Source organism: Oribacterium sp. P9 (assembly GCF_046365365.1).
Lineage (GTDB): Bacteria > Bacillota > Clostridia > Lachnospirales > Lachnospiraceae > Oribacterium.
The window spans coordinates 60,116-74,820 of sequence record NZ_JBKEIS010000004.1 but is presented as its reverse complement, the minus strand read 5'-3'; the positions used below and the strand labels follow the sequence as shown (position 1 = coordinate 74,820).

Below are 14,705 nucleotides of genomic sequence, written 5' to 3'. Positions count from 1 at the left end.
AAACAGATGATTTGAAAGTGCGCGCACACGTCATCTGGAAGATAACGAGGTCTCCCGCGGCGTGCTGGCAGTTCTGGTCGCCTGCATTGTCCGACGCCATAAAAGGCACAATGCCGATTCTATCGACTGCGTCCCACAGTGTCAAGCTATGCGCAGATTTCAGCTCACTGAAACAAGGAAATGTAAGCCGGGAGACGGTCTAACCGATGTCTGCCATCCGGGAATCACGGGCGTTGACGCGGTACCACAGGTCCCCGAACAGCTGTAGAAAGAATAGTATGATCAGTTACGAAGAAGAAATCAAACGTTTTAAGCCGAGTCTCGATGTCGATCAGATCGAGGATGCGATCGCGAAGGTGGATCTCACCGATATGAACGACATCATGACCAGTCTCATCGAGGAGGCCATCAAGCATAAAAAGGATGAGAGCGTTAAATGAAGTATGACGTAATGCTGGAGCAGATCGCAAACTGCTACTATAATCTGGGACTCGAGCGTGCACGTCTGCGCGATCTGAGTGGCGCCGCCGAGCTGCTGAAGAAGTCGCTGACCTTCGATAAGTATCAGAAGGATGCGCGAAATCTGCTGGGGCTGATCTTTTTCGAGTGTGGTGAGACCGCGGATGCGCTCGTGCAGTGGGTCATCAGTATGAACCTGCTCCCACAGGATAACATCGCGGATCATTATCTCGATGAGGTCCAGCGCAAGCCGGCGATCCTCCGAATCTGTTCGGACAATGTCAAGCGCTACAATCAGGCGCTGGACTACGCGCAGAACAACAACGAGGACCTCGCCATCATGCAGCTTAATCAGGTCATCGAGGACAGTCCGAACTATATCAAGGCACACATCCTGCTCGCTCTTTTGTATATGAAGAGAGAGGACTGGGTGAAGGCGGGACGCAGCCTCTACCTCGTGCTGAAAATCGATCGCAACAACCCGAAGGCCCTCGTGCTGATGGATGAGGTCAAGCATAACACCGGCCGGAAGGAGGTCGAGCAGAGCCGCCTGAAGAATGCATTTTCCCACCGCAAGATGACGGATGATGATGTGCTGATTCCCCAGGAGGTGAAGCAGGTGTCCCCGTGGATGGTCGTCGGCTACATCTTCGTCGGCGTCATCCTGGCACTCTTCGCATTTTATCTGCTGATCATGCCGGCGAAGACGAAGGCGCTCAATGCGGAGAACAACCGTGAGCTGATTTCCTATACCGAGAAACTCGATGCCTCGAACCGTGAATATGCAGAGCTGAAGGACTCATATGATACGCTGGAGTCGCAGTACGCCGAGGCAGCTCAGCAGGTTTCACAGTTTGAGAATGCCAATGCCTCCTTCATGGGGCAGTACCAGGCACTGAACGAGATCCGGACAGCGCTTGCAAATGGCGATGTCCTTCAGGCGGCGAAGCTCTATACGGACCTCGATCAGACGCAGATCAGTGATGCGACGATGCTGCAGCAGCTTCAGAGCATCAAGGTGGAGATGGAGGGCTCGATCTATCAGGAGCTCGCCGACCAGGCGACCAACGCCTGGAACAGCGGAAACCAGGATCAGGCAGCCGAGCTGTATAATCTGAGCCTGGCGATCCGCGAGGAACCGGAAAATATGTATCTCCTCGGACGTCTCTACCAGAGTATGGGACGAACGGAGGAAGCAAATACACTGTTTGATAAAATCATCGGCGCACACCCGGATTCAAATTATGCCGAGCGCGCGAGACAGGCAAGAGGGTACTGATCCATGCTGAATGTTGAGAAGATCCGCCTGATGACCCAGCTTTCGATTTATGACAGGAAAGAGGGGAAGGCGATACGGGATGTAAGCAGATATTTCAAGGGAGACTATCTCTCCCGGAGGATGTTCATGGCACTCGTGCACTATACACTGTGCTTTATTCTGGTGTCTATGCTGCTGATGCTGATCAATATCGAAGAGCTTCTGATGCATCTGAACATCCCGTTTATCGTGGCAGCGGTCCGGGTCCTTCTTTTCATTTATGTGCTCGGCTTCGTCGGGATGATGGCCTTTTCCTATGTGCGCTATGCACGGGCCTACGATGATCTTCACCGGAAGAGTCTCTATTATATGGCGAAGCTCGACAAGCTTCTGCAGATCGAGGAGGCACCGGATACGAAACTTGACATCGAGAGCGCCGGCTCCGAGTTTTATAAGGAGAAGGGCGGGAAGATCCGCGTCATGGAGGATGCGCCTCTGCGGCAGACGAAGTGTTCGAAGACAGCGCCGGACAGAAGGGGCAGCGCGAGCGCGGCTCCGAAACAGGTAGAAGCACAGCCTGTGAAGCGAAAGAGTGCGGTGCAGGACACGGACCGGCAGGAAGAGGCGTGGCTCGATGATCCGATCGAGCCAGAGAACGGCTGGCTGGATGATCCGGTTGAACCGGAAGACGGCTGGCTGGACGACGGAAACGATACAGTAACCACAGGCGACGATGGTGACTGGCTGGACGATCCGGTCGATCCGAAGCCGCATAGTGACACGGGCAGAGCCTCTATGGATGGCATACAGCTCATGGATTTCAGAAAACATCACGAAGGAAGATAAAGATGACACAGCTGGTCGATATGAAGGATGAATTACAGAAGTTTTACATCAAAAATGAATACTGGCTCACACCTGTACTGAAGGCGCTGACCGCGTTCCTGTGCTTTTTCATGATCCGGATTCGCATAGGCTCCGACAGCATGTTCGGCAGTCTGCTGATCGCGATCGCCGCTGCTGCGCTGTGCTCGTTCCTTCCGTGGACGGCCGTGACGGTCATGTCGGCGGTTTTTGTGCTGGGCAATGCCTATGGCACGTCGATGGAGCTCGCCCTTCTGGCGGCCTTCATCCTCTTGCTGATGGCGCTCGCACAGTCGGCCTTCCGTGCAGGAAATGCGATTCTGATCGTCCTGGTTCCCCTGCTGTTTTATCTGCATGTACCCTATGTACTCCCGGTCATCGCAGGGCTCAGCCTCGGACTGATGTCCATCGTACCGGTATCCATCGGTGTGATGATGTATTATTTTATCGAGTATATCTCGGAGAACGCATCTAAGCTCAGTGTATCGACGAAGGATCCGATGGAGATGGCGAGCCAGTATGCCAGCATCTTTCAGGGCTACTTTCAGAACCGTACGATGATCGTGTCCATCATGGCCTTCGCCATCTGCATCGTGCTGGTGTTTATCCTTCATCAGATGGTGTTTTCGTATAACTGGGGAGTCGCGGTCATCGTCGGACTCCTCTCGATCCTGGTGGTTTCTGCCATCGGATCCGCGCGGCTCGGAGCCACCTTCTCTTTCAGCACGGCACTGATCGGCGTGATACTTTCCGGCATCCTCGCCCTTCTGTATGCACTGGCCTTCCATGGTGCAGACTATAAGGGGACGGAGCGCTTACGTTTCGAAGATGATGACTATTTCTATTTTGTAAAGGCGATTCCGAAGCTGAAATCAGGAAATGAGGCATAAATCGAATGACAGGAATGATTGAAAAAATGAAAAGCTGGGTGAGCCTCCTGCCACCGATCGGCTATACCAACATCCTCGAGATCATCATCCTCGCGGTGCTCGTATATGAGATCCTTCTCTGGATCAAAAATACGAGAGCCTGGGAGCTGCTCAAGGGTCTGCTGGTCATCGCCGCCTTCATCACTGCAGCGGCGATCCTTCATCTCACGACCATCATGTGGCTGATCGAACGGATCTCGACGGCGGCCATCATCGCGACCGTCGTCATCTTCCAGCCGGAGCTCCGAAAAGCGCTGGAACAGCTCGGCAGCCGGAACTTCATCGCCAATCTGATTCCGGATGACGGGATCGATGACGCCAGTGTGACGACGATCAACGAAATCATCCGTGCGACCTTCGAGATGGCGAAGAAGAAGACCGGAGCACTCATCGTGATCCAGCAGAATCAGCCACTGAAGGAAATCGAAGAGACCGGTATCCGTATCAACGGTATCGTGTCGTCGGCACTGCTGATCAACATCTTCGAGAAGAACACACCGCTGCATGACGGTGCTGTCACGATCGTCGGTGATAAGGTTACGGCCGCGACCTGCTATCTGCCGCTGTCCGATACCGATATCTCGAAGGACTTCGGTACACGTCATCGTGCTGCGCTCGGCATGTCTGAGACGAGTGATGCCGTTACGATCGTGGTCTCGGAGGAGACCGGTCGTGTGTCAGTCGCTGCAAACGGGAAGCTCTGCCGTGCACAGGATGCTGAAGCTCTGCGCTCGATGCTTCCGACGAGAGAGCAGAAGGAGATGGATAAGAATACACGCTTCCGTATCTTCCGTAATACACGAAAGGAAGGCAAAGCATGATGAAACATTTCTTTACGGAAAATCTGCCGCTCAAGGTGCTGAGTCTCCTGATCGCGCTGCTCCTCTGGCTGCTGGTGGTCAATGTCTCGCATCCGGAGGTCACGGATACGAAAACGGTGCCGCTCGAGGTCGAGAATCAGTCGACCTTTGCGGCGCAGAATAAATCCTGGGAAATCGATCGCACGAGTGTGACCATCAGCTACAGTGTCCGCACGAACAGCCGCTCCCTCATCAGTGCGTCGGATTTTCATGCCTACGTGGATCTGAAGGATTACAGCATCACCGGAGCCGTCCCGATCTATGTGGATGTACTGAATGACAAGGACGAGCTGATCGGAGATGTGACGGTCCGTCCGACGGTCACCCGGGTCATCATCGAGGATATCCAGGAAAAGAAATTTGAAATCAAAAATACCGTGCATGGTACACCGAAGAGCGGCTACAAGGTCGCGAATGTGATCGTCAGTCCGGAATATGTCTATCTGAGTGGTCCGCAATCTGAAATCGGCCGCGTGTCCAGTGTCGGAATCGATGTGAATGTAGAAGGCATCGCACAGAATGAGGATGGGGTTGCTGAGCTCGTATACTATGATGCAAATGGAAATCAGCTCTTTGACCTGAAGAACGTCAGTGCGTCGACGAGCTCGATCCACTATGCCGTGACCCTGTATAAGGAGAAGTCCATCAACCTTCTATCCAGTGTCAGAGGCACACCGGCCGCGGGGTATCAGTATGAGTCGACCGCGGTTTCACCAGCGACCGTGAATCTGGCGGCGTCGACCTACATCATTGATGGCATGACGGTGTTCGAGCTTCCGAAGATCGATATCAGCGGTGCCAGCGGAACGAAGACCATCACCTTTAATCTGGCAGACTATCTCCCGGCCGGTGTTATGCTGGCGGAGGATCAGGACGCCGAGGTCAATGTGACGGTCCGCATCGAAAAGATACCGGAGACAGAGGAGACGTCGACCGACAGCGACGAGACCGCTGCGACGACGGCACTCATCTCCGGATCACAGAGTGCGCATACCAGTGAGACTACGGCGGCAGAAGCGAAGCTGCCGGAGAGCAGTGCCCAGGACAGAGATACCGAGCCGGAGGTGACGGGCGCTTCGCATGAGTCGGGCAGTACACATGAAGAAACACTGCTCAGCCAGTCCGGACACTGATCGGAGAATGCATAAATTTCATGAAAACAGAATGGTTTAAACTTGGTATCTATACAGCAGCGTATGTCATGAGCTTCGTGCTGGGAGAGGCGGGTCTTTCCGCCCCTTCCGGTCTGTGCCTGATCTTCGCTGCTGCTTTTTTATATCTTTCAGAGTACCGGAGAACGGCGTATCTGCTGAATCTTCGGGGCCTGCTCGCCCTCGGTCTCCTCGGCGGGGAAGGCATCGCCCGTTTTCAGCTGAGCCGGCTGAGCACCGACTGGACGCTGGAAACCTGGCTTTCGTTCTATCTTTTTTATCTGATTTTTGATCTTTCGGCACAGCTCGCCGATCATGCAGGAGCCATCCGATCCGCCCGATCTGGAGACGATGCGGATCGTAGTGCATCCTGCAGCGTGGTACCGGATCCGCTGGCGTCCACAGCTTCTATAGATGTCCGGGATGTCGGTGGGGTGCCCGGTCGCTTGGCGACAGGAGAGAGCGCAGGACCGGATCTTCGTTTCTTTCGGTATGCGATCCTCGGTCTGCTCGGTATTTCCTGGGCGGCGTTTCTTTTTGAGGCGCGACGGCTCGGCTTCGTACCGCTCTTTACGGTCGATACGCCACATGCCTACAGCTACTTCCATGTAAAGGGTGTGCACTACTTTACGACGCTGGCTGTGCTTACTCCGGCGGTCTCGATGCTGTATCTCGGTGCGCGGCGGAAACACGGACTTCGCCCGGATGTGCTGACACTCCTCGGACTGCTGCTTCCGATCATCCTGACGATCCTGATGGTGTCCCGTTTTCAGTTTATGATTTCGGTGATTCTGGCTGTTTTCGTGGCCTTGCTTTCAGGCCGCCGTTATAAGCTGTGGCAGCTTCTGCTGCTCCTCGCGCTGATGATCGCTGCCTATGTCTTCATCACGATCGAGCGTGCGCATTCCGTCGAGTACCTGAACGGCATCTTCGAGATGAAGGATCCGTCGACCCCGATCTTTATCACCCAGCCGTACATGTACATCGCAAACAACTATGATAATTTTAATGTCATGACCCGTGAGCTGACGGTCCACGCGCATGGACTCCGCATGCTCTATCCGTTTGTGACGCTGTGCGGGATCAAGTTCTTCGTCCCGTCACTGGCGCAGGGCTTTCCGCTCTTCGTGACGAAGGAAGAGCTCACGACCGTCACGATGCTCTATGACGCATGGTATGACTTCGGTCTCAGCGGGATCGCTGTGTTCGCACTCGTGCTCGGCCTCGTTTCAGGGCGGGTCACACGTACCTGTCGAAAGGATCAGAACCCGTTCTCCGTGCTTCTGTATGCACAGCTCGCTTTCTATTATCTGGTTTCGTTTTTTACCACCTGGTTCAGTAACCCGGCCACCTGGTTTTATCTGGGCATCAGTTTCCTGCTGTACCTCGCGTATGCATGTACTGTGCGAAAAAGGAGAAGAGAATGAAGCGTTATACGCAGCTGATCTTAAATATCCTGGTACCGATCCTGATGATGGCGGCGGTCGTCATCTTCGTTCCGAAGCTGATCATCTTTTTTATCCCGTTTATCATCGGGGCCGTCATCGCATGGATCGCCAATCCGCTGATTCGTTTTCTGAATACGAAAACGAAGCTGATGGAACGGCAGCATGCGTCGGTTGTCATCATCATCTTCATGCTCGTACTGATCGGCGCGATCCTGTATCTCGTCCTCAGCGTAGCTGTCCGTTTCTGCGTCGGCTTCGCAAAGGATCTGCCGGATATGGTGCGGGACCTCGCACAGCTTCTCAGGGAGTTTCTGCTTTCGCACCAGAGTCTGCTGCAGCACCTGTCGCTGAATCTGCCGGGGACGGGAGCGGATGGCGCTGCGGTTATACTGGATCTCAATAAGCTGAACAGCAGCATCGAGGAATCGCTGCTCGGCTTCGTAACGAATATCTCTGCGCCGATCGCCAATGTCTCCATCGGTGCGGTTCGCTCGATTCCGAATGTCCTTGTATATTCGGTCGTAACGATTTTTTCTGCGTACTGCTTCTGTAAGGATGGCGAACACTATGTCGAGCGGGTGAAGGCGTGGATTCCGAAGGAGCTGTTCCGTTACTATGAGCTGCTGAAGGCAGATATACGGAGGATCATCCAGGGCTGGCTGCTGGCACAGTTTAAGATCATGTTTGTCGTCTTCCTCGTGCTGGCGATCGGCTTCCTCCTGCTGCGTGTGCGCTATGCACTTCCGCTTGCTGCATTGACCGCTTTTCTGGACTTCCTGCCGATGCTTGGGGTCGGCTTCATCTTGTGGCCATGGATCGTGCTCGACCTCTTCAGCGGGAATCTGGTGCAGGCGCTCTGGCTCGTCGTGATCTATGTCGCGACCCAGATCGTGCGCCAGTTCATGCAGCCGAAGATCATGGGTGATACGATGGGGCTCTCCCCGTTCCTGACGATTTTGTTCATGTACCTCGGTTACCGCTTCTATGGCTTCGTCGGGCTGATTTTCGCGGTTCCGGTCGGTATGCTCGTGATGTGCTTTTACCGCTATGGCGCCTTTAAGAAGATGACGGCCTCGATCCAGGCACTCTATCGGGACCTGATCTCCTTCCTGTAAACGCATCTCCGGGTATCCGTGTGCAGTGATTTATTCATGGAAAACGTGAGAGAAGTTTTACAGGCAGATCGCGGGATTCATACACGCTTCCCGGCGAATACATTGACAAATCAGATGGTACGAAATATAATTCTTAAAAATTAAATATTTTTTTATAGTTATTTTAGAAGGAGATAATCAAATGGAGAAGAAGACAAAGGCTACAGAAGCAAAGAAGGACGCAGCTCTGAAGGAGTCTTTCACTGAGATCAAGAAGGCTGTAGCAGAGACTGCGAAGGCTGCTGAGAAGAAGGCCGCTCCTGCAAAGGAAGCAGTTAAGGAAGAGGCTCCGAAGAAGGAAGCCGCTCCGAAGAAGACCGCTCCAGTGAAGAAGACAGCTCCAGCAAAGAAGACAGAAGAGAAGAAGCCGGCAGAGAAGACCGCTCCGGCGAAGGCAGAAGTGAAGACAGCTGTTACATTACAGATCGATGGCAGAGATTTCGATCCTGCAAAGATCGTTGCAGACGCACAGAAGGCGGCTGAGAAGATCAAGAAGGATGTCAAGGATGTACATATCTACATCAATGTAAACGATCAGGCTGCATACTTCACCGTCGATGGTGAGGGTAAGCCGGAGTACAGAGTAAACCTGTAATTCAGCATTTCGATCATAGAGAACGATTCATCGAAGGGTGAATCGTTCTTTTTTATATACACAGGATGCCGTTATCTGATAAAATACGAGCGTTGCAACAGGCTGTGATCACAGGAACGAATCATGAGTGAGAGGTGAATATGAAGCAATTACCGGCGGAGTTCTGTACCCGCATGAAAGCCCTTCTTTCCGAAGGGGAATATGACGCATTTCTCGAGAGCTTCGAAAAGCCGGCCGTCCGCGGGCTGAGGCTAAATCTTCATAAGCTGATGGAGCTCGAGGAGAGCGGGAATCCGGAGGCGATCCGCTACGCGAAGCTCGTCGCGGACTGGCATCTCGAGCCCATGCCGGAGAGCAGCCGTATCTCCTTCCGTGGACAGACGATGTATGCGTCCTTCTATCTCGACGACCATTATCTCGAGTCCATCGGTATCCGTCCGGGAAAGCATCCCTATCATGAGGCCGGACTCTACTATATCCAGGGACCGGAGGCGATGCAGGTCGTACAGCACATGCAGATCCGTCCCTTCGACCGGGTGATTGACCTCTGTGCGAGCCCTGGCGGAAAATCAACCCAGGCTGCGGATCTGCTGTCGGGTGATGCCGGTGGCTTCCTGATTTCCAACGAATACGTCGCCCTGCGCGCCCGGACACTGAGCTCAAACATCGAACGTATGGGTATACGCAATGCGGTCGTACTGAACGAGGATACAGGGAAAATTGCAGATCATTTTCCTGAGTTTTTCACGAGGGTGCTCGTGGATGCGCCGTGCTCCGGAGAAGGTATGTTCCGAAAGGATGATACGGCGATCACAGAGTGGTCACCGGAGAATGTCCACATGTGTGCTGAGCGTCAGCGGGAGATCACGGCTAATGCATATCGCATGCTGGCACCGGGCGGTATCCTCGCCTACAGTACCTGTACCTTCGAAAAGGAAGAGGATGAGGATATACGGGATTACCTCCTCAGCTCCTTCCCGGAGTTGAGCCTTCTCTACGAGAAGCGTGTGTGGCCGCACCGTGAGCCTGGGGAGGGACACTATATGGCGATCTTCCGTAAGTCCGGCAGCGATCCGCTGGCCGCACTGGAGAAGACGTATGGTACGTGCATTTCGGGACCGGATCGAGCATTCGAGGAGAAGGACTACCGAAGGCAGCAGGTGAAGGATCAGGGGTACCTCGTACCATCGATGCTGCCGGAGCTTCGTGGCCTGCGCTGTCTCCGTGCCGGCATCCAGTCGGAAATGAGTCTGAAAAACCGAACAGAGCCGGCGCATGCGCTGAGCCATGTGCTGAATCCGGCGGATGTCGCCGGGCTTCGGCAGTTTGATCTCGAGCGTTGCAGCTATCCGGCGACCGATCCGCGCATCGACCAGTATCTTCGCGGACTGCAGATCACGGCACCGGAGGGCGTCGACGGAAAGGGCTGGTGCATCGTCTGTGCAGACGGCGTTGCCCTCGGACTCGGGAAGCTGGTGAACGGACAGGTGAAGAATCATTTCCCGAAGGGACTGCGCTTCGTATAAAAAGACACAGCGGGCAGAAAGGAAGCGGCATCTTGCTGCTTCCTTTCTGCCTGGGATTCAGGATAAAAAATAGAACGGTAAAAGCCGCTGAAAATGAAAATAAATTCCATTTCAAAACGTCAAAAATATGTGCCTGTGTTTTGCGAAAAGCCATAATTGTATAAGGAAATCCTTATAAACCCTATATTCTCGGGCTTATAATGTCAGCATTATACCTGATATTACTTTCACGAAGTTTGAAAAAAGCACCCATTTCGGGTTGAATTATAAATGTGCTTCATATACAATATAAACGTCATAAACCGGGGATTTTTCCCCTTGTTTAGATACGAAATGGAGGATAAAAAATGGATAATCAGTCAACATCATCCGCTCTGACGAGAATTCAGTCACTGCTCGATGAATTCAGCTTCGTTGAAGTTGGCCGTCTTGTAGAAGCAAGATCAACAGACTTTAACATGGCTGAGAAGAAGGCACCATCTGACGGTGTTGTTACCGGTTATGGAACCATCGACGGCAACCTCGTGTATGTATATGCACAGGACGCTGCAGTTCTGGGTGGTTCGATCGGTGAGATGCATGCGAGAAAGATCGCCAGCATCTATTCTATGGCCATGAAGAATCAGGCTCCGGTCATCGCTCTTCTCGATTGCACCGGCGTACGTCTCGAGGAGGCAAACGACGCACTTTTCGGTCTCGGCCGTATCTACAAGAAGCAGACGCTCGCCAGTGGTCAGATCCCACAGATCACAGCCATCTTCGGAAACTGTGGTGGCGGACTTACGATTCTCGCTGGTCTTTCCGATTACGTACTGATGGCAGAGGGCGCAAAGGCATATGTCAATGCTCCGGATGCCGTTCTTGGTAACAAGGACGACGCGATCGCACAGGCTGCAAAGCGCGAGGAGTATGGTCTCGTAGACTTCGATGGCACAGAGGATGAGGTATTCGCTCAGATCCGTAAGGTCGTTTCCGTACTTCCGGGCAACTGTGAGGACGGCGGCGTACTCGACGAGTGCACCGATGATCTGAACCGTGCCGTAACCGGCTTCGATACCCTGTCTGCAGACGAGGCTGTACAGCAGCTCGCAGATAACGGTGTATTTATCGAGACCAAGAAGGGCTATTCCCATGATGTCGTAACCGGCTTTGCACAGATCGGTGGCGAGACCGTTGCGATCGTTGCAAACAAGGAGAAGGCACTTACATGGAAGGGCGCAGAGAAGGCAGCCAAGCTGGTTACTTTCGCCAATGCTTATGACCTTCCGGTCATCACGGTCGTTGACGTGACTTCCTATAAGAATACAGAGTGCACAGAGAGCCATATGCCGACCTCTGCTGCCAAGCTTGCATATGCATATGCAAATGCAGATGTTCCGATGATCACCGTTGTAAAGAACGCACTCGGTACAGCGGGCCTCAGCTTCGGTGCAAAGGCACTCGGCGCGGACGTGGTTTATGCATTTAACAGCTCAAAGATCGGTGTTATGGACGCTGCACAGGCTGCAAAGGTAGTCGCTGACGGCGATGCAGAGGCAGAGAAGAAGTTCGCCTCTGAGAATACGGCACTCGCTGCTGCAAAGCGTGGTTATGTCGATGAGATCATCGCTCCGGAGGAGACCAGACAGAGAATCGCAGCTGCTCTTCAGATGCTCGGCTATAAGAGTGTATACAGACCTGACAAGAAGAGTGGCACCGTTTAATGAGAGGAGACAGAATGAAACAGTGGTTTAGAAAAGCTGCTCTCTGTTTTGCTCTTGCACTTTCCGTTCTTACACTGGCAGCTTGCGGAAACTCATCGAAGGACACGGTTGAGCCGATCGAGCCATCCGTAAAGTCCGCACTTGAGGAGCAGGCAAAGCAGTATGCGGAGCAGAGCATCTATGCTCTGAGCGATGCTGAGATCGAGTCTCAGATCAAGTCCGCATACAAGACAAAGGATGAAATCACCTATAACGGCCTTACCAATTATCTAAATGACAAGGATCGTCTCGGTGCTTTCGTCAGTGTAGACGATGCAGTTGCATCCAAGACAGAAGATGGCTATTCCATCGTAATTAATTCAACTTTTGAGAAGAGAACCCTGAAGCTTACCCTCGGTCTCAACGAGCTGACCGGTAAGACGACGGAGATGACCTTCGAGCCGTACTACTCACTCGCTGAGCAGATGGAGGATGCAGGCGCGAACCTTGCGGTAGGTATGGGTACCGTCTTCGTAGTTCTCATTTTCATCGCCTGGGTGATCTCCATGTTCAAGTACATCAGTGTATTTGAGAAGAAGATGAAGGGCAAGAAGGCACCGGCAGAGGCACCAAAGGCTGCCGCACCGGCACCGAAGGCCGCAGCTCCAGCTCCGGCTGCAAAGCAGGACGATGTGATGCAGGCGGTTATCGCCGCAGCGATCGCCGCTTATGAGGCAGATACCGCCGGCGCGCAGAATGAGAACGGCTTCGTACCAGGACCGACACTTCAGAATGGTCTCTTCGTACGTCCGCTTCGTTCACGCAGCTTCGCACCAGCCGCTTCCGAAGCCGCAGCTTCCGCACCGGTTGTCACTTCCGTGGCTCCAGTGGCTGCACCAGTCGCAGCTGCCGCTCCGGCTCCGGCCGCAGCACCTGCAGGCGCACAGGGATCCGTAAAGGTGGAGTCCCCGATGCCAGGTAAGATCCTCGCAGTAAAGAAGAGTGTCGGCGACACGGTGAAGAGCGGTGACGTCATCCTCATCCTTGAGGCGATGAAGATGGAGAACGAGATCGTGGCTCCACAGGATGGTACCGTAGCATCGATCAATGTTTCCGTCGGTGATTCCGTAGAGTCCGGCGCAACACTTGCAACATTAAACTGAGATGGGCGATAGCCCTTTAGAATTCGAGAGGTATTAAGATGAAGAAATATACTATTACCGTAAATGGCGTCGCTTATGACGTAACCGTAGAAGAGGGTGGCAGCGTAGCATCTGCACCGAAGGCAGCTGCTCCAGCAGCACCAGCAGCCGCTCCGGCTCCAGCCGCAGCACCTGCAGGCGCACAGGGATCCGTAAAGGTAGAGTCCCCGATGCCAGGTAAGATCCTCGCAGTTAAGAAGAACGTCGGCGATGTTGTAAAGAGCGGTGATGTGATCCTCGTTCTTGAGGCGATGAAGATGGAGAACGATATCGTAGCACCTCAGGATGGCACCGTAGCTTCCATCAACGTTTCTGTTGGTGATTCAGTAGAGTCAGGTGCAACCCTTGCAACTCTGAACTGATCTTTGATCAGATCGTGTCAAGTGTTGATTTGATTTTGCTGTACTGGAGGTTATAAAAACATATGAATATATTAGAAACCTTAACAAACCTGCTCCAGCAGACAGCATTCGTAAGCATGACATGGGGAAATGTGCTGATGATCATCGTCGCATTCGTCTTCCTGTATCTTGCCATCGCTAAGGGCTTCGAGCCACTTCTTCTGGTTCCGATCGCCTTCGGTATGCTGCTCGTCAATATCTATCCGGACATCATGCTGAGCCCGGAGGATTCGATCAATGGAACAGGCGGACTGCTTTGGTACTTCTTCCATCTGGATGAGTGGACGATTCTTCCGTCCCTGATCTTCATGGGTGTAGGCGCACAGACCGACTTCTCCCCGCTGATTGCAAACCCGATCACCTTCCTGCTCGGTGCTGCTGCTCAGTTTGGTATTTATGCCGCTTATTTCATGGCGATTTTCATGGGCTTCAACGGAGCCGCTGCGGCAGCCATCTCCATCATCGGTGGAGCCGATGGACCTACCTCCATCTTCCTGTGCAACAAGCTCGGACAGACCTCTCTGCTCGGACCGATCGCCGTAGCGGCATATTCCTATATGTCCCTCGTTCCGATCATTCAGCCGCCGATCATGAAGGCGCTGACCACCGAGGAGGAGAGAAAGACCAGAATGCCACAGCTTCGTCCGGTATCGAAGCTCGAGCGTATTCTCTTCCCGATCATCGTTACGACCATCGTATGTATCCTTCTTCCGACCACGGCTCCGCTCGTAGGTATGCTGATGCTCGGTAACCTGTTCAAGGAGTCCGGTGTCGTAAAGCAGCTTACAGAGACCGCATCGAACGCGATGATGTATATCGTCGTTATCATGCTCGGTACGTCTGTCGGCGGTGCAACTTCTGCGGAGGCCTTCCTGAACCTGGATACCCTGAAGATCGTTGCACTCGGACTGATTGCCTTCGCATTCGGTACCGCTGCCGGTGTTGTGCTCGGTAAGATCATGTATGTCGTTTCCGGTCATAAGATCAACCCGCTCATCGGTTCTGCCGGTGTATCTGCCGTCCCGATGGCAGCGCGTGTATCCCAGAAGGTGGCTTCTGAGGCGGATCCTACAAACTTCCTGCTTATGCAGGCCATGGGCCCGAACGTAGCAGGTGTTATCGGTACTGCTGTAGCAGCCGGTACCTTCATGGCTGTTTACGGCGTGAAGTAATGAA

The 14,705-nt window shown here is 53.3% G+C and carries 14 protein-coding genes and 1 pseudogene; all 15 read left to right on the top strand.

Features of this window, described 5'->3' with window-relative positions:
• Positions 1–278: 278 nt before the first annotated feature.
• The 15 genes and pseudogenes from ACK8P7_RS04415 to ACK8P7_RS04345 all read left to right on the top strand — a co-directional run bounded on the left by ACK8P7_RS04415 (position 279) and on the right by ACK8P7_RS04345 (position 14,701).
• A complete protein-coding gene (locus ACK8P7_RS04415) occupies positions 279–440 on the top strand; it encodes a hypothetical protein (protein WP_410043018.1) in 162 nt (53 codons plus the stop codon).
• On the top strand, positions 437–1,738 hold the full coding sequence (locus ACK8P7_RS04410) for a tetratricopeptide repeat protein (RefSeq protein WP_410043017.1): 1,302 nt from the start codon (positions 437–439) through the stop codon (positions 1,736–1,738). Before ACK8P7_RS04415 ends, ACK8P7_RS04410 begins: the two co-directional genes overlap by 4 nt.
• Before the next feature lie 3 nt (positions 1,739–1,741).
• Positions 1,742–2,563 (top strand): hypothetical protein, encoded by an 822-nt coding sequence (locus tag ACK8P7_RS04405; RefSeq protein WP_410043016.1) that lies wholly within the window; start codon positions 1,742–1,744, stop codon positions 2,561–2,563.
• Between the two features lie 20 nt (positions 2,564–2,583).
• A complete protein-coding gene (locus ACK8P7_RS04400) occupies positions 2,584–3,471 on the top strand; it encodes a hypothetical protein (protein WP_410043015.1) in 888 nt (295 codons plus the stop codon).
• Between the two features lie 5 nt (positions 3,472–3,476).
• Complete coding sequence (gene cdaA / locus ACK8P7_RS04395; protein ID WP_410043014.1) at positions 3,477–4,331, top strand: diadenylate cyclase CdaA; 855 nt, start codon at positions 3,477–3,479, stop codon at positions 4,329–4,331.
• Complete coding sequence (locus ACK8P7_RS04390) at positions 4,328–5,503, top strand: YbbR-like domain-containing protein (protein ID WP_410043013.1); 1,176 nt, start codon at positions 4,328–4,330, stop codon at positions 5,501–5,503. Before cdaA ends, ACK8P7_RS04390 begins: the two co-directional genes overlap by 4 nt.
• 20 nt (positions 5,504–5,523) lie before the next feature.
• Entirely contained in the window at positions 5,524–6,948 is a 1,425-nt protein-coding gene (locus ACK8P7_RS04385) for an O-antigen polymerase (protein WP_410043012.1), read from the top strand.
• Positions 6,945–8,084 carry a sporulation integral membrane protein YtvI gene (gene ytvI / locus ACK8P7_RS04380; protein WP_410043011.1) on the top strand — a complete coding sequence of 380 codons (1,140 nt, stop codon included), beginning with the start codon at positions 6,945–6,947 and terminating at the stop codon, positions 8,082–8,084. The genes ACK8P7_RS04385 and ytvI overlap by 4 nt, the downstream gene beginning before the upstream one ends.
• A gap of 181 nt (positions 8,085–8,265) precedes the next feature.
• Positions 8,266–8,718: a DUF6465 family protein gene (locus ACK8P7_RS04375; protein ID WP_410043010.1), complete on the top strand. Its 453-nt coding sequence runs from the start codon at positions 8,266–8,268 to the stop codon at positions 8,716–8,718.
• Between the two features lie 140 nt (positions 8,719–8,858).
• Positions 8,859–10,244: an RsmF rRNA methyltransferase first C-terminal domain-containing protein gene (locus ACK8P7_RS04370; RefSeq protein WP_410043009.1), complete on the top strand. Its 1,386-nt coding sequence runs from the start codon at positions 8,859–8,861 to the stop codon at positions 10,242–10,244.
• Between the two features lie 347 nt (positions 10,245–10,591).
• A complete protein-coding gene (locus ACK8P7_RS04365) occupies positions 10,592–11,947 on the top strand; it encodes a carboxyl transferase domain-containing protein (RefSeq protein WP_410043008.1) in 1,356 nt (451 codons plus the stop codon).
• A pseudogene (locus tag ACK8P7_RS04360) lies at positions 11,947–12,654 on the top strand (OadG family protein); the annotation flags it as partial. The gene ACK8P7_RS04365 and the pseudogene ACK8P7_RS04360, both read left to right, overlap by 1 nt.
• Entirely contained in the window at positions 12,646–13,089 is a 444-nt protein-coding gene (locus ACK8P7_RS04355) for an acetyl-CoA carboxylase biotin carboxyl carrier protein subunit (RefSeq protein WP_410043075.1), read from the top strand. The pseudogene ACK8P7_RS04360 and the gene ACK8P7_RS04355, both read left to right, overlap by 9 nt.
• A 38-nt stretch (positions 13,090–13,127) precedes the next feature.
• Complete coding sequence (locus ACK8P7_RS04350) at positions 13,128–13,490, top strand: biotin/lipoyl-containing protein (RefSeq protein ID WP_410043007.1); 363 nt, start codon at positions 13,128–13,130, stop codon at positions 13,488–13,490.
• A 62-nt stretch (positions 13,491–13,552) separates the two neighbouring features.
• Positions 13,553–14,701 (top strand): sodium ion-translocating decarboxylase subunit beta, encoded by a 1,149-nt coding sequence (locus ACK8P7_RS04345; protein WP_410043006.1) that lies wholly within the window; start codon positions 13,553–13,555, stop codon positions 14,699–14,701.
• Positions 14,702–14,705 lie beyond the last annotated feature (4 nt).

Coding starts and splice junctions, on each gene's coding strand:
- ACK8P7_RS04415 (WP_410043018.1), top strand. CDS start 279: ATGATCAGTTACGAAGAAGAAATCAAACGTTTTAAGCCGAGTCTCGAT.
- ACK8P7_RS04410 (WP_410043017.1), top strand. CDS start 437: ATGAAGTATGACGTAATGCTGGAGCAGATCGCAAACTGCTACTATAAT.
- ACK8P7_RS04405 (WP_410043016.1), top strand. CDS start 1,742: ATGCTGAATGTTGAGAAGATCCGCCTGATGACCCAGCTTTCGATTTAT.
- ACK8P7_RS04400 (WP_410043015.1), top strand. CDS start 2,584: ATGAAGGATGAATTACAGAAGTTTTACATCAAAAATGAATACTGGCTC.
- cdaA (WP_410043014.1), top strand. CDS start 3,477: ATGACAGGAATGATTGAAAAAATGAAAAGCTGGGTGAGCCTCCTGCCA.
- ACK8P7_RS04390 (WP_410043013.1), top strand. CDS start 4,328: ATGATGAAACATTTCTTTACGGAAAATCTGCCGCTCAAGGTGCTGAGT.
- ACK8P7_RS04385 (WP_410043012.1), top strand. CDS start 5,524: ATGAAAACAGAATGGTTTAAACTTGGTATCTATACAGCAGCGTATGTC.
- ytvI (WP_410043011.1), top strand. CDS start 6,945: ATGAAGCGTTATACGCAGCTGATCTTAAATATCCTGGTACCGATCCTG.
- ACK8P7_RS04375 (WP_410043010.1), top strand. CDS start 8,266: ATGGAGAAGAAGACAAAGGCTACAGAAGCAAAGAAGGACGCAGCTCTG.
- ACK8P7_RS04370 (WP_410043009.1), top strand. CDS start 8,859: ATGAAGCAATTACCGGCGGAGTTCTGTACCCGCATGAAAGCCCTTCTT.
- ACK8P7_RS04365 (WP_410043008.1), top strand. CDS start 10,592: ATGGATAATCAGTCAACATCATCCGCTCTGACGAGAATTCAGTCACTG.
- ACK8P7_RS04350 (WP_410043007.1), top strand. CDS start 13,128: ATGAAGAAATATACTATTACCGTAAATGGCGTCGCTTATGACGTAACC.
- ACK8P7_RS04345 (WP_410043006.1), top strand. CDS start 13,553: ATGAATATATTAGAAACCTTAACAAACCTGCTCCAGCAGACAGCATTC.